This is a genomic window from Bacillus oleivorans (assembly GCF_900207585.1).
GTDB classification, from domain to species: domain Bacteria; phylum Bacillota; class Bacilli; order Bacillales; family JC228; genus Bacillus_BF; species Bacillus_BF oleivorans.
Genome location: NZ_OAOP01000001.1, coordinates 66,975 through 86,277, shown reverse-complemented (window position 1 = coordinate 86,277; position 19,303 = coordinate 66,975). Strand labels below are relative to the sequence as shown.

Annotated in this window: 19 protein-coding genes; 12 read left to right on the top strand and 7 right to left on the bottom strand. The window is 38.3% G+C overall.

Annotated elements, in window-relative coordinates:
* The first annotated feature begins 13 nt into the window (after positions 1 to 13).
* Positions 14 to 136, top strand: coding sequence for a hypothetical protein (locus CRO56_RS23355; protein WP_281257266.1), 123 nt, complete (start codon positions 14 to 16; stop codon positions 134 to 136).
* Between the two features lie 80 nt (positions 137 to 216).
* Here the strand turns inward: CRO56_RS23355 and dacB are convergent, their stop codons facing one another.
* A complete protein-coding gene (dacB, locus tag CRO56_RS00390; RefSeq protein ID WP_245855531.1) occupies positions 217 to 1,725 on the bottom strand; it encodes a D-alanyl-D-alanine carboxypeptidase/D-alanyl-D-alanine endopeptidase in 1,509 nt (502 codons plus the stop codon).
* A gap of 207 nt (positions 1,726 to 1,932) precedes the next feature.
* On the opposite strand from dacB, the gene CRO56_RS00385 reads away from it, so the two are divergent.
* Both CRO56_RS00385 and CRO56_RS00380 read left to right on the top strand, forming a co-directional pair.
* Positions 1,933 to 2,367 carry a hypothetical protein gene (locus CRO56_RS00385; RefSeq protein ID WP_097156621.1) on the top strand — a complete coding sequence of 145 codons (435 nt, stop codon included), beginning with the start codon at positions 1,933 to 1,935 and terminating at the stop codon, positions 2,365 to 2,367.
* Positions 2,368 to 2,406: 39 nt separating this feature from the next.
* The gene (locus CRO56_RS00380) at positions 2,407 to 2,829 is read left to right on the top strand and encodes a DUF1801 domain-containing protein (protein ID WP_097156620.1); all 423 of its coding nucleotides are present in this window, start codon (positions 2,407 to 2,409) and stop codon (positions 2,827 to 2,829) included.
* A gap of 103 nt (positions 2,830 to 2,932) precedes the next feature.
* On the opposite strand, the gene CRO56_RS00375 is transcribed toward CRO56_RS00380, so the two are convergent.
* Positions 2,933 to 3,838: a DMT family transporter gene (locus tag CRO56_RS00375; RefSeq protein ID WP_179714124.1), complete on the bottom strand. Its 906-nt coding sequence runs from the start codon at positions 3,836 to 3,838 to the stop codon at positions 2,933 to 2,935.
* A 392-nt stretch (positions 3,839 to 4,230) separates the two neighbouring features.
* Positions 4,231 to 4,851, bottom strand: coding sequence for a LysE/ArgO family amino acid transporter (locus CRO56_RS00370; protein ID WP_097157175.1), 621 nt, complete (start codon positions 4,849 to 4,851; stop codon positions 4,231 to 4,233).
* Positions 4,852 to 4,978: 127 nt separating this feature from the next.
* On the opposite strand from CRO56_RS00370, the gene CRO56_RS00365 reads away from it, so the two are divergent.
* Entirely contained in the window at positions 4,979 to 6,427 is a 1,449-nt protein-coding gene (locus CRO56_RS00365) for an aminotransferase-like domain-containing protein (RefSeq protein ID WP_097156618.1), read from the top strand.
* A gap of 192 nt (positions 6,428 to 6,619) precedes the next feature.
* Complete coding sequence (locus CRO56_RS00360) at positions 6,620 to 8,062, top strand: MFS transporter (protein WP_097156617.1); 1,443 nt, start codon at positions 6,620 to 6,622, stop codon at positions 8,060 to 8,062.
* 51 nt (positions 8,063 to 8,113) lie between these two features.
* On the opposite strand, the gene CRO56_RS00355 is transcribed toward CRO56_RS00360, so the two are convergent.
* Entirely contained in the window at positions 8,114 to 9,076 is a 963-nt protein-coding gene (locus CRO56_RS00355; RefSeq protein WP_097156616.1) for a helix-turn-helix transcriptional regulator, read from the bottom strand.
* Between the two features lie 94 nt (positions 9,077 to 9,170).
* Here CRO56_RS00355 and CRO56_RS00350 point away from each other — a divergent pair, with 94 nt between their 5' ends.
* The gene (locus tag CRO56_RS00350) at positions 9,171 to 10,082 is read left to right on the top strand and encodes an SDR family oxidoreductase (RefSeq protein WP_097156615.1); all 912 of its coding nucleotides are present in this window, start codon (positions 9,171 to 9,173) and stop codon (positions 10,080 to 10,082) included.
* A 180-nt stretch (positions 10,083 to 10,262) separates the two neighbouring features.
* Here CRO56_RS00350 and CRO56_RS00345 read toward each other — a convergent pair whose 3' ends face one another.
* The 3 genes from CRO56_RS00345 to CRO56_RS00335 all read right to left on the bottom strand — a co-directional run bounded on the left by CRO56_RS00345 (position 10,263) and on the right by CRO56_RS00335 (position 12,857).
* Entirely contained in the window at positions 10,263 to 10,973 is a 711-nt protein-coding gene (locus tag CRO56_RS00345) for a GNAT family N-acetyltransferase (RefSeq protein ID WP_097156614.1), read from the bottom strand.
* 92 nt (positions 10,974 to 11,065) lie between these two features.
* Entirely contained in the window at positions 11,066 to 11,671 is a 606-nt protein-coding gene (locus tag CRO56_RS00340; protein ID WP_097156613.1) for a hypothetical protein, read from the bottom strand.
* Positions 11,672 to 11,684: 13 nt separating this feature from the next.
* A complete protein-coding gene (locus CRO56_RS00335; RefSeq protein ID WP_097156612.1) occupies positions 11,685 to 12,857 on the bottom strand; it encodes a ParM/StbA family protein in 1,173 nt (390 codons plus the stop codon).
* Between the two features lie 897 nt (positions 12,858 to 13,754).
* On the opposite strand from CRO56_RS00335, the gene CRO56_RS22715 reads away from it, so the two are divergent.
* The 6 genes from CRO56_RS22715 (at position 13,755) to CRO56_RS00310 (ending at position 19,250) form a co-directional block, all read left to right on the top strand.
* Positions 13,755 to 13,907 carry a hypothetical protein gene (locus CRO56_RS22715; protein ID WP_179714123.1) on the top strand — a complete coding sequence of 51 codons (153 nt, stop codon included), beginning with the start codon at positions 13,755 to 13,757 and terminating at the stop codon, positions 13,905 to 13,907.
* A gap of 96 nt (positions 13,908 to 14,003) precedes the next feature.
* Positions 14,004 to 14,933, top strand: coding sequence for an endonuclease I family protein (locus CRO56_RS00330; protein ID WP_245855530.1), 930 nt, complete (start codon positions 14,004 to 14,006; stop codon positions 14,931 to 14,933).
* Positions 14,934 to 15,180: 247 nt separating this feature from the next.
* Positions 15,181 to 16,038, top strand: coding sequence for an SAM hydrolase/SAM-dependent halogenase family protein (locus CRO56_RS00325; RefSeq protein ID WP_097156611.1), 858 nt, complete (start codon positions 15,181 to 15,183; stop codon positions 16,036 to 16,038).
* 17 nt (positions 16,039 to 16,055) lie between these two features.
* Complete coding sequence (locus tag CRO56_RS00320; RefSeq protein ID WP_097156610.1) at positions 16,056 to 16,613, top strand: ECF-type riboflavin transporter substrate-binding protein; 558 nt, start codon at positions 16,056 to 16,058, stop codon at positions 16,611 to 16,613.
* 106 nt (positions 16,614 to 16,719) lie between these two features.
* Positions 16,720 to 18,432, top strand: a complete 1,713-nt coding sequence (locus CRO56_RS00315; protein WP_097156609.1) for an ABC transporter ATP-binding protein — start codon at positions 16,720 to 16,722, stop codon at positions 18,430 to 18,432.
* The gene (locus CRO56_RS00310; RefSeq protein ID WP_097156608.1) at positions 18,423 to 19,250 is read left to right on the top strand and encodes an energy-coupling factor transporter transmembrane component T family protein; all 828 of its coding nucleotides are present in this window, start codon (positions 18,423 to 18,425) and stop codon (positions 19,248 to 19,250) included. The genes CRO56_RS00315 and CRO56_RS00310 overlap by 10 nt, the downstream gene beginning before the upstream one ends.
* Positions 19,251 to 19,303: the final 53 nt, after the last annotated feature.

Genomic DNA, 19,303 nt, shown 5'->3' with positions numbered 1-19,303 from the left:
GGGGGAAGAGATGATGAATGAAGCCTTTTCCCGTTTAGAAGCCCGATTCCTGGAACGAATAAAAGATGCTTCTAAAGAAGATTTAGAAAAAATCGAACAGGCGATAGAAGTACTTCATTCAAAGCTTTTTTATTAGTGTATAGCTAAGTTTTAAAGAGAAGAGGTTAATCTAAACAAAAAGCTGTTCCAGGTCCGGAACAGCTTTTTCCTTATTATTCAAAATTCGTGACCGGCAAGTGTGGTAGCGATCGAATTTTCAATCGATGTAGCTGAAAAACCAAGATAGTTGTTAAACATGATAGAGAAAATCAATTTCTTTCCATCAGCTGATGTTACATAACCGGAAAGAGTAGAGACTCCTGTTAAAGAACCAGTTTTTGCTTTTACATTCCCTTTTGCTGGTTCTGAAGTCATACGAGAACGTAATGTTCCACCGACCAATCTGTCAGATTCGCCAGCAACTGGCAGTGATTGTTCGAACGCAGGATACCAGCTCTCATCCTGGACCGCATAAAGCAGCTGCGTGATTTCATTTGCCGGAATCATGTTTTTATGAGACATTCCGGAACCATCACGAAGTAAAATGGTGTCTCCATTGACTCCAAAATCGGTAATAACCTCCTCTATAACTTGCAGACCCTTATCCCAGCTGCCTTCTCCATAAACGACTTTCCCCATTTCCTTTGTCAATGTTTCGCCGTGTCCGTTATTGCTTAGTTTCATAAATGGAATGAGGAGATCCTCTAAAGTCATTGATTTTTTAGCGGTAAGAACAGTCGCATTTTCTGGTGTAACTCCTACTTTTACATCTGCGTTCCCAACTAATGCAATTCCCTGTTCTTTAAGGGATTTTTTAAATACATCTAATGCATATCCGGTTGGTTCCCAAACGGCAACCCACGATCTTGATGTCGTTCCGTTTAAAGGCATTACCCCTTCTACCACAATGTTATTCGTTCCGTGTTCTCTCTCAATCGAGATCCTTTTTGATTGTCCCGCAGCCACCATCTCGGTATTATTCAATATGGTGACGTAATCTGTTTCAGGCGTTACTTTAACTTGAGCTTTGCCGCCTACCTCAGTTGACGGTGTAACCTCAACTATTACGGTTCCCGCATCATAGTCTTCATTAGGTGATAGGGTGAGAGCTGAAACTTGAGCCCCTGTGTAGTAAGACTCATCTGACCAGTTTAAATCTTGGGATAAACGGATATCATCATACCAGCTGTCATCACCAATTAAGTTTCCATTGATTTGTTGAATTCCTTTTGCCTTTAAATCCTTGGCAAACTGGTCAAAGTCCTTCTCCAATAAGGTTGGGTCTCCCTTTCCTTTTATGTATAGATTTCCTTGAAGAACATTTCCTGTGATACTTCCGTCCGTTAAAACTTCTGTTGTAAATTGATAATCCTCACCAAGTGTCTCCAATGCAGCAATCGTTGTCAGTAGCTTCATATTCGAAGCAGGGTGTAATCGCATGTCGCCATAATAAGAATATAAAACTTCTCCTGTGTCCGCATTTCTGATACTTACTCCAGTTGAAGTTCCCTGAAGTCGTTCATCATTTAATATCGCATCGATTTTTGCTTGTAAATCAGGAGATTGACTGACAACTACTTCTGTTGTCTCCTTAGATGCCTCCACCACTTTTGTTTTTTCCGGTGTTGTAAATGGTACAAAAGTAACCATAGCCATGAGGATCAATAAAAACAGTGTTCTTGCCATTTTATTAGCCACCATTAAACCTATCACACCCTTTGTACATGATAGTTTGAATATACAATATTTACATAAAACTTTGAATATTCCGCTAAAAATCCATTCTTTTTTCCTATTTAAGAGATTGATAGGTAGGATAAAAGTTAGAGGATATTATAAAAGGAAAAATAAGGTGTGTGATCGAATTATTTATATAAGATTTCGGAGGTGCCCATGAAAAAAATTTCTTTGCTTATTTTTCTATTAACCTTATTTATTCATTCTTCCGGCCAAGCCCTTACCTGGGCCTATCCCTTTGTTGTTTGGGATCGGAATGTCTATGAGGTAACGGAAGAAAAAGTACCTAGACAAGAAATTGAAAAGTACATTGGAAAAGTAAAAAGCAGGGCAGATGATATGACTGGTGAATATTATGGTAATGCCTCGAACGCTTACCCAATCGGAACTAAGTATTATAAAATAAAAGGGATTTCGACTGAATCAGCCATCGCAGTGGAAGTACATGAAAATGATTGGCTTAAAGCAGAGTATGAACATGACGCCCCGTTTCATTGGATAGACTATGTAAAATTAACATTATTCATCATTTTTATATGCGGGTTTATCGCAGTAATGGTAACAAAGAAACGAGGCAAAACAAAAGGGTAGCTCATAGAAATTTATATAAAAGAGGAGAGATTGCCCAATATGTACGAATTAAAAACAAAAGAAAACGACCGCAGTGTCATTGAATTTATCGAAAGTGTCGAACACCCGAAGAAACGAGAAGATGCATATAAACTATTAGATATTTTTACTGAAACCAGCGGATATCCTGCAAAAATGTGGGGAACCAGTATTATCGGCTTCGGTTCCTATCATTATAAATATGCGTCTGGTCATGAAGGGGATGCCCCGTTTGTAGGCTTTTCACCACGAAAATCCAATTTTAGTCTGTATTTTGCAACGGGTGATACAAAACGTGATGAGTTGCTGGAAAAGTTCGGAAAGCATAAATCCGGAAAGGCATGTGTTTACATCAATAAAATCGCAGACATTGATGTAGAAGTCTTAAAAGAATTAATTAGTCAATCAATAGCGTTTTTACAAGAAACCTATTCTAACCAATGAGAACTCTGGGAGAGAGCCGTGTCAAGCAGTGCGGCTCAAACCACCCTTTGTTCTATACATAGTTGGTCAGGCCATAATAAATTCAGGAGAATCCCGTTAGATTTTAAACAGAAGAATCAGCGCCTAGTTTATTTTTAGGTGTGACTTTTCCGTTTACACTGGCTAAAACTGCACCCATAATTGCGATGGTGCCACCGACTCCAGATATCCAGGACATCTCTTCATCAAGCAGGAGTAACCCCAAGACAACTGTCCAAACCGGAAGTAAGTTTAAATAAGGAGCAGATTTACTTGCTCCAACCATTTTTACACCCACATTCCATGCTAAAAAGGCTCCTACCGATGCAAACGTACTGACATAAATTAAACAAATCCACGCTGTTCCTGTCATATGAATCGACCGGACATCTACCATTCCAATACTGCTAATGGCACTAAATATAGTTCCAAAAAGGGCTGCACCAGCCGTTAAGGTAAGGGGATCTGCTTTATTTCCGTATCGTTTCCCGAGAACTGTATATAATCCCCATGCGAGACAGGCTAAAACAACCTGAATATTCCCTATAAAAGTGTTTGAGGACGAACCATCCTCTAATCTGCCCTGAAACAGCAGGAATACTCCTATTATAGAAATCACAGCACCGGCCCAAGCTTTTACGCCAATCCTTTCTTTTAAAATAAATGGTGTAAAAAATAGAATCGCTATCGGAATCCCAGCTGAAATCATTCCTGCCTGAGAAGCACTGATATTAGTTAATGCCAGATACGTTAGGGTGGAGAAAGCAAAGATCCCTGTAAAACCAAGAATGATGAATTCCTTCCATAGACTAAAGACAGGAAGCTTCTTTTTATTAAGTGATAAGATACCTATCAGAATAACGGTTGATATCGCCCACCGCATAGTATTTAAAAGCGTTGGCGGCAGGGCAAGACCTAAATAACGCCCACAGATATAATTGCCTGCCCATAGGATAGTAGCTATAACAAGCAGTCCGATTCCTTTATTCATCATGTCCCCCCCTTATTGCTACCATCTATTATACATTAGTGCATTAAAGTGTTTAATAGAAAGAAAGGGGGAAATTTAACCTTGCCATTATGAACGAGAAGATGCCGGAAAGAAACGAATTTTTTAATCTAGAGGAGATGATCTCATTCATTCATATCCCTCCAGAAAAAAAGCAGCCAATTATGGCTGCTGTCTTCTACATTATTTTGAAAAAGATAAATTTGTTTATGTGTATAGCCACTGACTGTAACATAGTGTCTTAATTATTCTCCCCCATACCAAGGAATAGATCCCGTATTAACGAGAATAATTGGTGCTTTTTGTATGATAAAAGGTGCCTCTCCTTAGAGACACCTTATTCCAATTAAAAGTTTAATAAGAATGACATTCTATCAATCTGAAAAAGAGACTAATTGATAACCCATATAGAGTGCCATTCCCCAAATAATAAAGGCTGAAACTTGATTTAATCGTTTAAGCAGCATTGCTCCAGAAGTCAGTTTGCCGATTTTTCTTCCGGCAATCGCTAACGAAAAGAACCAGATCCATGACACCACTATACAAGCAATCGAAAATACCCATTTTTCAGACCCGGCATAAGCAAGTGAACTTGTACCAATCACGCCGATTGTATCCATAATAGCATGAGGATTAAGGAGAGAAACAGACGCTGCAAATGTAATCTGCCGCTTTGGCGAAAATCGGTTTTCCTGCTGTTCCCCCTTTAGTTCTGATGATGTTCTCCACATCACCCACCCCATATAAGCTAAAAAGAAAAATCCTGCAATCCATAACAAATTCCGTAAAACTTCGAAGCTTAAAACAATCACTGATACTCCAGTTACAGCCGAAGTAATTAAAATGGTATCGCATATACTTGCAGTTATAATGGCTGGAAAGGCATGTGAGAACCTCGTTTGAGTCGCTCCCTGATTAAAAATAAATACATTTTGTACCCCTAAAGGCAGGATTAGACCGAGAGCTAATATAAATCCATGTAGGATTGCTTCCACTACCTGCATCCCTCCTCCTTATTTAGGATAATGCAGGAGGGCGGATCTGTCTCCAACCAATTGGATCGATAAAAAACCAACCATTTTGTTGTATAATGAATCAAAAAAAGAATGGAGCTTGTAAAAGATGGTTGATATAAACTGGATACCCCAAAGAGCTTCTTCCATACCTCTACATCTGCAAATCTATCAATATATAAAAAATAAAATTCTAAATGGAGATTGGTCTTTAGGTACTACATTACCCCCGCAAAGGACCTTGGCTAAACAATTTCAGGTAAATCGCAGTACCATTGTAGCTGCGCTTGACGAATTGGCAGCTGATGGATTAATAGAAGCTAGGGTCGGAAGGGGGACGATTGTTGTTAATAACACATGGAGCCTGCTTGCCTCATCTCCACCCCCAGACTGGATCAGTTATGTTCGGTCCGGGATTCATGCACCCAATATGTCTTTAGTCCAAGAGATTAATAGAGCGGAAGCAAATCCAGCCATCATTCGGCTAGGAACAGGTGAGCTTTCTCAAGAATTGCTTCCAAATAAGATGATGGAAAATGTGTTACAGTTGAAAATAAATGAGACTCTTTCTCTAGGGTATTCAGAACCAAAAGGCAGCTTATCATTAAGGAAAGCAGTGAGTGAACATTTAAAAACAAAGGGGATTAATGTATCGCCAGAATCTATACTAATTGTTTCCGGGGCCATACAAGCACTGCAGTTAATTTCAGTCGGTTTATTAAAGCCAGGCGCTGTTATTTTTCACGAAACACCATCCTATTTAAATTCAGTTCATGTCTTTCAATCTGCAGGCATGAGATTATTTGGAGTTCCGCTTGATGGAGAAGGAATTATGACCCATTCTATCGGCAGACTGAAACGACAGCATAATGGCGCTTTACTCTATACCATCTCTTCTTTTCACAATCCTACTGGCACAGTCATGTCTGAAGAACGAAGGGCTCATCTGTTAGAGATTTGTAAAAAAGAAGCTCTCCCTATTATTGAAGATGACGTTTATGGAGACTTATGGTTTGATAACCCGCCGCCAATGCCTTTAAAATCAAAAGATTCTCAAGGGAATGTATTATACATTGGAAGTGTGTCCAAATCATTAAGCCCAGGATTACGAATTGGATGGATAGTGGGTCCTGAGCCTGTGATTGACCGCTTGGCTGATATAAAAATGCAAACCGATTATGGTTCAAGCTCGTTATCCCAATATGCTGTCGAACAATGGCTCAAAAGCGGAATGTATGACGAATATGTACAAGAAATTAGAGACAAACTTTGGGATCGAAGAGATTTTACGATCCAACTGTTGGAAAAATATTTTGCCGACATTGCTACATGGACAATCCCCAAGGGCGGATTTTATATCTGGCTTCGTTTAAAACAGAGTATAACGACTCGTGTATTATTTGAGAAGAGTCTGCGCGAAAACCTTTTAATAAATCCGGGAAGTATATATGACCCGACAGATCAGCACCATCTTCGCTTGTCCTATTCGTATGCCTCATTACTCGATCTTAAATATGGGCTTAAGCGTTTGTCTGAACTTATTAGGAATCTAAAATAATCGAAGGACTAAAAAATGAAAGGTTACCAGCTTTTGGAGGTATCCTTTTTTTATTTTCCATGATTCTTAAATAAAATGGTGCGCTACTTTTCTCATTCAAAAGTTGTAGGAAAAAGTCCTTCTTTTACACGAAGAACAAATTTCTTGATACGAATACGATTGAACTAGAAATATAGGAGGTGGGTAATAGATATGAAACTTGTTAAGAAACAATTATCGTCCGTTGCACGGGTCAAAACAAATGAATATAGAGGCGGAGAACTGGCACGAACATCAGAGACTTTGTTAAGGATTTTATTTTTTACCCTTATTATCTCAGTTATGAATGCGACTATTTTTAATGTGGTTCTGCCATCCATCAGTCAAGAATTTAATCTTTCAGCTTCTCAGGTAAGCTGGATTACGACTGGGTATGGAATCATGTATGCGGTTGGATCCGTTACTTATGGTAAATTAGCAGATCAATTTCGCTTGAAGGATTTACTGACTTTTGGATTGATTTTCATGTCTTTTGGTTCACTCATTGGAATTCTGGCTACTGAATATTGGATGATAGTTGCCGGGCGAATGCTACAAGCTGGAGGAGCGGCAGTGATTCCGGCAACCGCCATGATTATTCCAATCAGGTATTTTGCACTTGAAAATAGAGGGCGAGCGCTTGGTACTGTTGCAAGTGGTTTAGCACTCGGGGCTGCTTTAAGCCCAATAGTCTCAAGTTTTATTAGCGGTCTATTAGGCTGGCGAATCCTGTTTTGTTTTTCATTTTTTGCATTACTGACCCTTCCGTTTTTTCGGAAGCATTTACATGATCAACCTAAAAAGGGTAAGTCTTTTGATTTTCTTGGAGGTCTCCTGCTAGCGTGTACAGTTGTTTTCATTCTTTTGGCTATTACAAATAACTCGTTGCTAGCGCTTGGTCTCGGTATCCTTTTTCTGCTTTTGTTTTTCTTGCGGATTCAAACAGCTAAAGAGCCTTTTATCCAATTATCACTGTTCGAAAATAGACACTACACCTTTAGTGTTGCCATAGCACTGCTCGCGATTAGTTTTGGAACAGCCGTCTATTTTATCACACCGCAATTACTTGCAAATGTAAACGAAGTTCCGACGTCCTTTATCGGATTTATCCTCTTTCCAGGAGCTATTGCTGCAGCTTTACTAGGGCGAAAAGGCGGGAAGCTCGCTGACCAAAATGGAAATTTATTCTTATTCAAGGCAGCTTCGATACCTTTGCTGATTGCCTTTAGCGCCTTATCGATCTTAGCCGGGATGTCACCTGCTTGGATTTGGATTTTCTTAATTCTGGCAAATATTGGGCAAACCTTTATGCAGGTAGTGATGCAGAATACTGTTTCGCGGACCCTTAGTGATGAACAGGTAGGAATAGGAATGGGATTTTTTACAATGATGAATTTTATTGCTGGCTCAGCCGCCACTACATTAATGGGGAAAGTATTAGATCTTACCGCTTCCGTCCATTTTAATCCTTTGCAGGTTTTTGATCATGCAACGGTCTATAGTAATGCCTTTTTTATTTTATTTGTGATTTTAGTTTTAGTTGTGGTGCTGTATACAGCATTTATTAAATTTTCCACTGAACCAGAAGCCAAACAAGAGTTGGCTTTTAAAAAATAAAATATTATGTAAGTAAAGAGGAGCTAATCATTAAATAATTGGCTCCTCTTTTTAGTCTTGTTCATACATTTCTACTGTAGCTTTAGCCATCTTATATATGGTCTTTCGTAAAGCTTTAGGTGATAGAATCCTAATTTGATCACCAAACCCTAATATAAACTCACATGCTTCTTGTTCCGTTTCAAAGCATAAATTTGCAGGAATCCAACCGTTCTCGGTGGGTGAGTGTGCATGTAAAATCTTGACAAACTTACCTGTAAATTTTATCCGAGGAACTATAGATGCGGACATTTCAACGTCCACTTCATATTTTGGTAAAGCTTTAATAAACTGTTGCGTTGAGGCTTGCCAGTACTCGGCCAGCTTAAATCTTTCTGGACGGGAAAACGTTTCTCCTGTAAGATTTGCAGTTATGATTCGTGTTGCTCTATAGTTCCTGATTTCCCCGTTTGCGGATGCAATTAAATACCAGGTGCTACCTTTCGCAACCAATCCTAGCGGCTCCACGATACGTTCTACCATTTCTCCATCTGCCCGTTCATATTGGATTTGTAATTTCTTTTCATCCCATATTGCTTCCTGCAGGGTATGAAATGATTCTACTTTTTGGGGAGACTGTCTCCATGTACTTGTGTCAACATAAATTCGTTCCCATACATGACCTGCTTCCTTCTGAAAAATACTCGGAACGGATGCTAACAATTTTTGGCGTGCCTCATCCCAATCCTTTGTTAGTCCTAGATCATTTAGAAGTTGAGCTGAAGGTGTAAGAAATAATGACTTCAGTTCATTTACCTTTAAGCCAGTTAAATTTGTCCGATATTGCTCCATTAAGCGCCATCCGCCCGCTTTTCCGCGATCAGCGACGATTGGAATCCCCGCTGTACTTAATGCTTCCATATCCCGATGGATCGTGCGTTCGGTTACTTCTAATTCATTAGCCAGCTCTTTCGTCGTCAGTTTTCCTTTGTTTTGCAGCAATAACAAAATACTAACCAGTCGGTCCGCCCGCATTTTTATCCCGCCAATCTAAAATTTTTTATATGACAAAGGATGTCATCATTATTTATTATACTTTCTTTATCTTACTGATAGGGAGTGTTTAGAAATGAAACCGTTAAAAGGGAAAGTAGCGTTGGTGGCAGGCGGAACGAGAGGAGCAGGCCGCGGGATTGCCATTGAATTAGGAGCAGCAGGTGCCACCGTTTATGTCACAGGTCGAACGACACGGACACAAAAATCCGAATACAATCGCCCTGAAACGATTGAAGAAACAGCTGAACTTGTAACAGCAGCAGGCGGTACAGGAATTCCTGTTCAAGTCGACCATCTTGAACACGATCAGGTCAAAGCCCTATTCTCTAAAATTGATGAAGAACAAGGGCAGCTAAATATCCTTGTCAACGATATTTGGGGAGGAGAGCATTTAACTGAGTGGAATAAACCGGTTTGGGAGCATTCCCTAAAAAAAGGGCTTCGTTTATTAAGACTCGGCATTGAAACACATATCGTCACCAGCCACTATGCGCTTCCCCTGTTAATCCGAAACAAGAATGGATTGGTGATTGAGGTAACGGATGGAACAGCCGAATACAATAAGGAAAATTACCGTCTCTCCCTTTTCTATGACCTAGTTAAGACATCTGTTATTCGAATGGCTCAGTCGTTAGCACATGAACTTACGCCCTTTCAATGTACAGCTGTTGCCTTGACTCCAGGGTGGATGAGGTCTGAAATTATGTTGGAACACTTCGGTGTTAAAGAGGAAAATTGGCGTGATGCACTTGAAAAGGAACCTCATTTTGCTATTTCTGAAACACCGCGTTTTATTGGGCGTGCTGTAGCTGCTCTTGCCAGCGATCCTGATGTTGTACGTTGGAACGGTCAGTCTCTTTCAAGCGGACAACTTGCAAAATCGTATAATTTCTACGATGTAGATGGGTCTCAGCCAGATTGCTTTAGATATTTGGTTGAAGTACAGGAAGCAGGAAAGCCAGCTGATACTGGTGGATATCGCTAATCCTATAAAAAATAGTAGGTGACCTGACTCGGATATAGAAAAATTAAATACTAGAGGATAAATAAACATTTCGACAAAATCATTCAAAATTTCCTAGGAAATCATCTTTAAAAAAAGAAACAGAGGGACGGTTCTTGCGTTTCAGAAGTTAGGATGAAACAGCAGAACCGTCCCTCTGTTTCATGACTCAATCCGATAAATTCCTTTGCGGTCCCGTAATTGGCATCCATTCCGTTGAAAGATCTGAATCATATTTTGGTTATGTATATCTGTACTCCCGACATAATAAGTCGCTTTAAATTGCTTTAGCAAAACTAAAGCATGTCTATGAATTATAGTGCCAATCCCTTTTCCTCTTATGTGAGGAACAACACCAAAGTAAAACAATCTCCCTTCATCTTTTGTTTCCATTTCTATATGGGGAATCGCGATTCCAATTAAAGCGTCGTCTTTAGTAAAGTAATAACAATGGTTTCTCCACGTTGGACCCAATTCACTTTTTAATGAGTTCATCACCTGCTCAATCGGCTGCTGTTTATTCCTATTAGCAGAGCCTTTTCTGCAAAGTTCATACAATTGCCCATAGTCATGATCATTCATTCCTCCATCTGAAAGAGAATGACCTTTTATATGTGGGTCTAATTCAGATAAATCATCTAAATTCCGTGTATATTCTACTATACTGGAAACTTTTTGTAATCCCATATCAAACAACCAATTTTCATGAGATTCATCCATTAGGACCGATAAGAACCCGCCTCCATCTCTATACCATTCATCTAATACTTCTATGAATTGTTGTTTATATTGAATGGCAGGAATATCTTTACATTTTACTTGATCGACTAGCCAGTATTCCTTTTTATTTTTGATAATATTATATAGATTCAATGCTTTCCCTCTCTTTCAGGAAACTTAGTATATTTAAACTATATCATGAAGTAGAGGGTAGGGGATGTTGAAATATCAACATCCCCTACCCTCTACTTATTCATTTTCGAAAGGAAGTCTCCTAATAGATCTTCGAGATTCGTTTCTTCATCAGGTTCTTCATTATCCTTTGGCTGATCGCTTTGTTTAGCATTTTCCCAATCAAAGGTTAGTAAATCATCATCCATTGCTTCCGAATCTGGAGCTGGAGCGGTTTCTTTTATTTCAGCTATGGTATTATCATCATTACTAGTTGCATAAATTTGTGCTTCTGGATAGCGGTTTTCCTGCAAATAGAGGGCTTCATTGATATCCAATGAGTTGCTATTAAGTGAAGCCAATAAAGCAGTAGCCCGAACCGGATCAGAAAGGAGATGATAAACGATACTCCCTAATAATGCCTCAGAATGTTCATGCTTCAGCCAGTCTCGCTGGGACTTACTTAATCTATGGGGAAGGGGAACCGTAATCGATTCCCGCTCCTTGCCATAAGATTTTCCAATCCCATCTAAGACAAAATCAGCAATCTTACTTGAGAAATTTCTTCTTTCTGTTTCCTTTATTTTTTGTAAATGCTTCAACAAATGGTCTGGTGTATCTGAAGGAATACGGAATGAAATCGTTTGACCCCGTTTTATCTCATTAGAAGATTTTTTCATAAAATCACCTTATTCAGCTTTTAACGGGTTCTTTCGCAGCCTTTTGCTTTTCGCTTTTCCTTACAAAATCTTTTATTAACTTATAATAAGCATTGGCCATCATCCAGATACTTTCCTTTTCATCCTCAAAAAACTCAATATTATATCCATCTAAATTATTGTTTAACGTTTTAAGATATTCCTTAAGTACAATGGCACCGCCACCAACGAAATAACAGATTTCCGTTTGCGAATTTTTCTGCCATACATTACGCAATAAACGGTATTGTTTTTTTGCCAGCTCCAGTAAAATCCGGTCCGTAATATCATGAACACTCGTCCGGCTGCCCTTCACCATAATATGGTTGCGGTCATTTTTTCTGGTGATAATCTCTACCACATCACGTCTGCTGTCTAACTCAACCCCGTGCTTTGTTCTGATTTCTTCTCTAATTGCTTCTAATGATTCAGCGACACCAAGATTAAATCCTTGAGCTTTATCATCATCGACTGTTTGGTTTTTAATAACAGCAATATCGGTTGATAATCCTCCGATATCTTGGATTAAAATTCGTTTGTGAATTAAATCCTTGTTGATTATTTTTAAGTCATTATCCATTACTAGATTAATATAAGCAGCAAAACCTTCAGGGTAGACCTTAACTTCATTAAATTTTATATTAACCTTTATCCCCTGATATCGTGGTGTAACTAAAAATTCTACCTGATGAACTGAACCGACTAATTTAGAGCGATATCCGGCATCTTTTCCTTCCTTTACTTCACGAAGGGGAAGTCCTGTTCCCAGGGTATAATTAGCATCGATCACATTTTTTGTCCGGGGAAATATTTTTGCATTCTCCTCATCTACTGCATCTAAGGCCAATGTGGCAAAAAGCATAATTAACGTTTGATCTTCCTCTGATTTACTGCTGCCTGGATCTAATTCTGTTGCATTGTCACTTTTGGTTGCTAAATGACCAACACGATAGATTCCATTATTTTCTTTTAATGCAGGTGAGTGGACCTTAATATGTATTCCTTCGAGAGGGTCCTTATTATCTAATTCCCCAATTCCAATTACTGGCCGATCCTCTATATCTCTCGCGACAATATTAGGAATATTTAATTCGTACTCCAAATCACCAAAAATCGCCTTAATCGAATCATTACCGACATCTACTGCTGCCATTCTTGATTTCGTCATGAACTCCATCCCTCTCCCTTTATTCCATTTTTTAAACGTAATACTAGTTTGTATTTTTAAAGGTATAAGAGTTTGATAGATTCGGCAATAATTACAGATGAAAAGAAACAAAAACGTAAACCTGTAAACACCTTGTAAACTCTAGTGTTTTTGTACACTTTTTCGTAAACTTTGATGACAAATCCGCATACCTCCCGTTATCGCTGCATGTATACAACTTTGTATACATGCAAACTAAAACGTGTACAAAAGTTTACACTCAGTAAACATGTAAACGAATTTGTGTACTTGAATTTTTGAATAAGGATAGGTTGTTACATTTAAAAGAATAGCCACCTAATAAGGTTTTTACTTTAATAAAAAGGGGTAATTCAAAGGTATAATCTCTACTATTTGGTTGATCTATCCTATATAAAAGAAATACGAGCTGTGTTTTTGCAAATTAACAGAACTGGTGTCCGATAGAATGCTTGTGTGCTCCAAAATACTAGTGAGTACGGACATAAGTTCCGTTATTTCGCTTAAAAACTCAGTTTTATTGATAGGATAGGACATCAAATCCGTTATTTACCCAAAATCATCAAAAAATCGCCGTAATTCAGCAATATAACGGAACCAGTGTCCTAAAATTTCAGAAATCGCCCGTTTTGACACAAATAACGGAACTAGTGTCCGTTAGAAATCTGTAACTACCTCAGGATTGGTTTAAGCGGACATAGGTTCCGTTAATCCCAAAAAGATTCAGCTTTAATAATCCTGTCGTCCATAGTTTTTGTAATTAATAGGAAAAAAGTATCAATAATGGGTGTTCATCCTATAATTTACATTTATTTCATATTAAATTAATAATTTCAAATTACAATGGGTAGCGAATCCAAAATGGTTAGAGAGGTGATTATGTTGAAACTTAAGAAATCAACATCAGCTATGCTCGCTGCCATCCTTTCCACTGGAGTATTATTCGGATGCGCATCTGGAGAAGAAGAGGAACCAAATACTGCGGAAGATACAACTGAACAAGAAGAAACAGAAACTGAAACAGAAGAATAGTTTTGATAGAACAGCATGAAGCCTTCTCTTTGTTTAATGAGGGCTTCATCTTTATTAATAACACTGTTAATTCAATATGTATAAGGAGGGGTCTCAATGATTGCATTAACAAAGCAGCAAGAGATGAAATTTCTTTCAAAGATTAGCAATCACCAACGTCTTGATCAAATTTTTTCTCAGCTTGCACGAACTACAACGAAAATAAAGGAAGATCAGACTGTCTACTTCGATGAGGAGAAAAATAATACTGCAATCGAACAATACTATGAAAACATCGACTTTGAAGACTCTAATACCAGTCATGTTATTTCTGCACTCAAACATCTGTTACAAGTAACACATACCAATCAGATACCTTATGATCCCATTGAGTATGTGTATCCATGGGTTGATTTGCGTCCTGACGGGACTCTTACTAGTATATATTCTGGAGAAACCAGACAAGCAATAGAGATTATACAAGAGGATTTTGACACTTCTTTAAAACGTATCCGCGAAATTGAAGCTACTGCTAATCCAGTTCATGAACCAATTGATTCACTCCTTAATAAAATTGAAAAAAACTTTAAATATAACTGTGAGCACGTCGTTCCACAGTCCTGGTTTAATGAACAAGAACCTATGCGCGGTGACCTCCATCATTTATTTACCTGCGATCCTGTTTGTAATTCGATTAGAAGTAATTTCCCTTATTACGACTTTGCCGATTATAATCCTGAAGATTTCTCCATCAAACGAGTTAAAAAAACCTGCGGGATGGCCGAAAATGGCTTATTTGAGCCCGAAAATGGCAAGGGTCCTGCAGCAAGAGCCATGCTGTACTTTTTACTAAGATACCCTGACCAGATCGAACCTTCCTTTAGAGAAAAAGTTGACATAAACCTCTTACTTGCCTGGCATCAGGAATTCCCTCCAGATTTGTATGAAAAGCACCGTAACCAAGCAATTTATGAAATTCAGGGAAATCGCAATCCGTTTATTGATTTTCCTGAGAAAATGAGGGAAATCTCTCTCTTAGAGTTATAGATGTCTACATGTCAATGTCCTTTAAAATCTATTGAATGTGTATAATTTCTCAAGTCCCTATTGTAAAAAAATGGTTCTTTCCTCACTTGAAAGAGGGGTTTTTAACCAATAAAATCTGTAATTAATGATACGTCCTTGTCTAATACTAGATGAGGAGTGTTTTTTTATTTTAGAAAAAAATTATAGTAATAAAAAATTAAATATATGCATTTTCTTTATATGATAACGAGTTGAAAGGGGAATATGAATGAGTAATGCATTGGTACTGCAATCAGATTTTGGCTTGAGTGACGGGGCTGTCAGTGCCATGTATGGGGTCGCTCATACGGTCGATCCCTCCATACCTCTATTTGATTTAACGCATGATATTCCCCCATACAATATTTGGGAAGGGTCATATCGCTTATTGCAAACTGTTCCTTATTGGCCAGAAAATACGGTTTTTGTTTCAGTCGTCGATCCAGGTGTGGGGAGCGATCGCAAAAGTGTTGTTGTTAAGACTGGCTCTAATCACTTTATTGTCACACCTGATAACGGAACTCTTACCCATATTCATCATAGCATCGGAATCATAGAAGCAAGAATCATTGATGAGCAAAAAAACCGTTTGCCTAAGGCTGGTGCCTCTCATACGTTCCACGGACGGGATATTTATGCCTATACTGGTGCTAGACTTGCATCTCATACTATTTCTTTTGAAGAGGTTGGTCCAATTTATTCAATTGATTCTATAATTTTGCTGCCTCTTTTTGAAGCAAGTCTATCCCATGGGGTTCTTACTGGAATGATTGACATTCTCGATATTCGATTTGGAAATGTATGGACTAATATCAGTCGGGAACTTTTTCTTGACCTAGGAATGCAATATGGAGACTCGGCAGAAGTCTTGATCGAAAATGATAATAAAAAAGTTTATAAAAATTTCATGACCTACGGACGTTCTTTTGCAGATTTATGTATCGGAGAGCCATTGGTTTACATAAATTCGCTAGATAACTTGGCAATCGCTATCAATCAGGGTTCATTTGCAGAAGTATATAGTATTGGGACTGGATCCAATTGGCGAATATCGCTTCGAAAAGCGCCAAAGATCATATATGAATAAGAAAAGGAGAAAACAGTATGCAAAACAAAGCACTTTCTACAAAAACTGTTGTAGCGATTGGGATAGGAACCGCTGTCTTTTTAATCCTGGGACGTTTTGCTTCCCTTCCTTCAGGTATTCCTAATACGAATATTGAAACATCCTATGCCTTTTTAGCACTTATGTCTGTAATTTTTGGCCCAATTGCTGGTGCACTTATTGGTTTTATTGGTCATGCATTAAAAGACGCCATTATGTGGGGGTCCATTTGGTGGAGCTGGGTTATTGTTTCAGGTATCGTTGGACTTTTAATGGGTTTAGCATGGAAAAAAATCAATATTCAAAGTGGCGTATTGGGAACGAAACAAATTGTTACGTTTAATGTTGTTCAAGGGATTGCTCAAGCGGTTGGCTGGTTCTTGGTCGCACCCATATTAGATATATTAATCTATGCAGAACCAGCTAATAAAGTATTTGTCCAAGGGCTAGTAGCTGGTGCAGCTAATATAGTAACAGTGGGGGTAATTGGTTCAATTTTATTAGCGGCCTACGCCAAAACTCGAAGTAAGACAGATAGCTTAGACTTAGAAGCCTAAGCCGGAAGTTTTCGCTTCAGGCTTCTTTTCATGAATGCCATCCCAGTGATACATAAAAATAGGGAAATACAAAAACTACTTCGTTTTAGAAATGACGGGATACATAATGGGAATACCTATCATTGAATTTAATAATTACACTTTTAAATACCGCAGTCAGTTGAAACCTACTTTACTAGATATTAATCTTACAATCTATCAGGGTGAGAAGATTTTAATAGTCGGTCCATCCGGTTCAGGAAAAAGTACGCTTGTTCATTGTATCAATGGGTTAATTCCTCATTCATATGAGGGGGAAGTTAGCGGAAAACTGAACATAAAATCTGAAAATGGGCTCAAACAGGATTTATTTACCCGCTCGAAAACAGTAGGCACTGTTTTACAAGACCCAGATGGTCAGTTCGTTGGACTCACAGTGAGTGAAGACATTGCGTTTGCGATGGAAAATGAGTGTATTCCACAAGAGGCTATGAAAAAAAGAGTAAAAGAGATTGCAAAACTGGTGGAGGTAGACGATCACCTCCATTGCTCTATTCATCATTTATCTGGCGGCCAAAAGCAAAGAGTCGCATTAGCAGGTGTCATGGTTGATGAAGTAGATATTTTATTATTTGATGAACCTCTCGCTAATCTTGATCCGGCTACAGGAAAATATGCGATTGAACTGATTGACCGGATTCATAAGGAAACGGATAAAACGATTGTAATTGTTGAACATCGCTTAGAGGATGTTTTACATCGCAGCGTGGACCGAATTATTGTTATGGATCAAGGCAGAATTGTCAGTGATACTTCTCCTTCTGAGCTATTATCTTCAAATGTATTAGAAAAAACTAATTTAAGAGAGCCCTTATACATAAAAGCACTGAAATATGCTGGCTGTGAAGTCTTATCTACTATGAATCCAGCGCATATTAACACACTAAATTTGAATGGGTGGAAAGACAAACTCAAAGAATGCTTTGAATCCAAGCCTCTTCGCCAGCCATCCTTCTTTTCAGAACCATTGTTAGAGCTTGAGAGTATTTCCTTTCGTTATGAGGCAGGAAAGGAAGTTTTAAATAATATATCCTTATCAATCAATAGAGGCGAAATGGTGAGTGTGGCTGGCAAAAATGGGGCAGGGAAGTCTACTTTAACTAAGCTCATTTGCGGCTTTGAAAAACCCTCATCTGGCCGGATTCTTTTTAATGGACGGGATCTGTGTAATAAAACAATCAGTGAGCGTTCACTTCTTATCGGCATGGTTATGCAAAACCCTAACCACATGATATCAAAGCATAAGATATTTGATGAGGTAGCTTTAGGCCTTGCAGCAAGGGGCTGTTCAGAAGATAAAATTTCAAAACAGGTTGAAAAGACATTGAAAATCTGCGGTTTATATCCTTATCGCAATTGGCCAATTTCTGTATTAAGTTTTGGCCAGAAAAAGCGGGTTACCATCGCCTCTATTCTAGTCTTAGAACCAGAAATGATTATTTTAGATGAACCGACTGCTGGTCAGGATTTTCGCCATTATACTGAGATTATGGAGTTTTTAGTTGAGTTGAATAATCAAGGGGTTACCATTTTGATGATCACTCATGATATGCATCTTATGCTTGAATACACAACTCGAACAATTGTCATTGGAAATCGAGGAATACTTGCTGATGACAAACCCGTTCATATTATAGCTAATAATCAGCTTATGAAACAGGCTAACCTTAAAGAAACCTCACTATTTGAACTCGCAAAGCTTGCTGAAATTAATAATCCCACTGACTTTGTTCAACGGTTCATAGATTATGATCGGGAGGCAAGAATGAGATGGCTGTAGAAATGTTATCTTATATTGAACGAATATCCCCGATTCACCAGTTAACCGGAGCTACAAAATTACTTTGCTTTATTATGTGGACTTTTGCAGCCATGTTAACCTATGATACAAGAATTCTGCTTTTTCTTTTCGCAATTAGTTTAATCATTTTTAAATTATCTAAGGTAAAAATAAGCGAAGTTTCTTATGTACTTGTCTTTATTTTAGCCTTTATGCTGTTTAATAATATTGCTATTTATATATTCTCTCCTCAGCAGGGAGTGGAGATATATCAGTCGATACACATTCTGATTGGAGCAGGTCACTTCGCATTAACAGCAGAACAATTATTTTATTTATTTAATATTTCACTAAAATATTTTGTTGTTATTCCCGTTGCTCTGCTATTTATCGTAACTACTCAGCCAAGTGAATTTGCCTCGTCTCTAAATCGAATCGGGGTCAGCTACCGGATATCCTATGCAGTTGCCTTAGCATTACGTTATATCCCCGATATTCAAAGAGAATTTCGAACTATATCACTATGTCAACAAGCACGCGGGATTGATATGTCTAAAAAAACCAAACTGTCCAAACGGATTAAAAATGCGGCATCGATTATTACGCCCTTAATCTTCTCAAGCTTAGACCGGATAGAAGTCGTAAGTAACGTCATGGATCTTCGCGGCTTTGGAAAACATAGAAAAAGAACCTGGTATAGTGCGAAGCCCTTTCAAAAAATAGATTTTGTTGCTATCATATTATTTTTTATTATTTGGACTGGTTCCTTAATGATTACGTTTTATGATGGCAGCCGCTTCTATAACCCATTTAAATAACAAAAAAAGACTGTCTTGAAAAGGGAATTTCCCCACCAAAAAACAGTCTTTTT

What these genes read in the sequence shown, in the direction of transcription:
- CRO56_RS23355 (WP_281257266.1), top strand. Translation starts at nt 14, where the DNA reads ATGAATGAAGCCTTTTCCCGTTTAGAAGCCCGATTCCTGGAACGAATA.
- dacB (WP_245855531.1), bottom strand. Translation starts at nt 1,725, where the DNA reads ATGGCAAGAACACTGTTTTTATTGATCCTCATGGCTATGGTTACTTTT.
- CRO56_RS00385 (WP_097156621.1), top strand. Translation starts at nt 1,933, where the DNA reads ATGAAAAAAATTTCTTTGCTTATTTTTCTATTAACCTTATTTATTCAT.
- CRO56_RS00380 (WP_097156620.1), top strand. Translation starts at nt 2,407, where the DNA reads ATGTACGAATTAAAAACAAAAGAAAACGACCGCAGTGTCATTGAATTT.
- CRO56_RS00375 (WP_179714124.1), bottom strand. Translation starts at nt 3,838, where the DNA reads ATGAATAAAGGAATCGGACTGCTTGTTATAGCTACTATCCTATGGGCA.
- CRO56_RS00365 (WP_097156618.1), top strand. Translation starts at nt 4,979, where the DNA reads ATGGTTGATATAAACTGGATACCCCAAAGAGCTTCTTCCATACCTCTA.
- CRO56_RS00360 (WP_097156617.1), top strand. Translation starts at nt 6,620, where the DNA reads ATGAAACTTGTTAAGAAACAATTATCGTCCGTTGCACGGGTCAAAACA.
- CRO56_RS00355 (WP_097156616.1), bottom strand. Translation starts at nt 9,076, where the DNA reads ATGCGGGCGGACCGACTGGTTAGTATTTTGTTATTGCTGCAAAACAAA.
- CRO56_RS00350 (WP_097156615.1), top strand. Translation starts at nt 9,171, where the DNA reads ATGAAACCGTTAAAAGGGAAAGTAGCGTTGGTGGCAGGCGGAACGAGA.
- CRO56_RS00340 (WP_097156613.1), bottom strand. Translation starts at nt 11,671, where the DNA reads ATGAAAAAATCTTCTAATGAGATAAAACGGGGTCAAACGATTTCATTC.
- CRO56_RS00335 (WP_097156612.1), bottom strand. Translation starts at nt 12,857, where the DNA reads ATGACGAAATCAAGAATGGCAGCAGTAGATGTCGGTAATGATTCGATT.
- CRO56_RS22715 (WP_179714123.1), top strand. Translation starts at nt 13,755, where the DNA reads ATGTTGAAACTTAAGAAATCAACATCAGCTATGCTCGCTGCCATCCTT.
- CRO56_RS00330 (WP_245855530.1), top strand. Translation starts at nt 14,004, where the DNA reads ATGATTGCATTAACAAAGCAGCAAGAGATGAAATTTCTTTCAAAGATT.
- CRO56_RS00325 (WP_097156611.1), top strand. Translation starts at nt 15,181, where the DNA reads ATGAGTAATGCATTGGTACTGCAATCAGATTTTGGCTTGAGTGACGGG.
- CRO56_RS00320 (WP_097156610.1), top strand. Translation starts at nt 16,056, where the DNA reads ATGCAAAACAAAGCACTTTCTACAAAAACTGTTGTAGCGATTGGGATA.
- CRO56_RS00315 (WP_097156609.1), top strand. Translation starts at nt 16,720, where the DNA reads ATGGGAATACCTATCATTGAATTTAATAATTACACTTTTAAATACCGC.
- CRO56_RS00310 (WP_097156608.1), top strand. Translation starts at nt 18,423, where the DNA reads ATGGCTGTAGAAATGTTATCTTATATTGAACGAATATCCCCGATTCAC.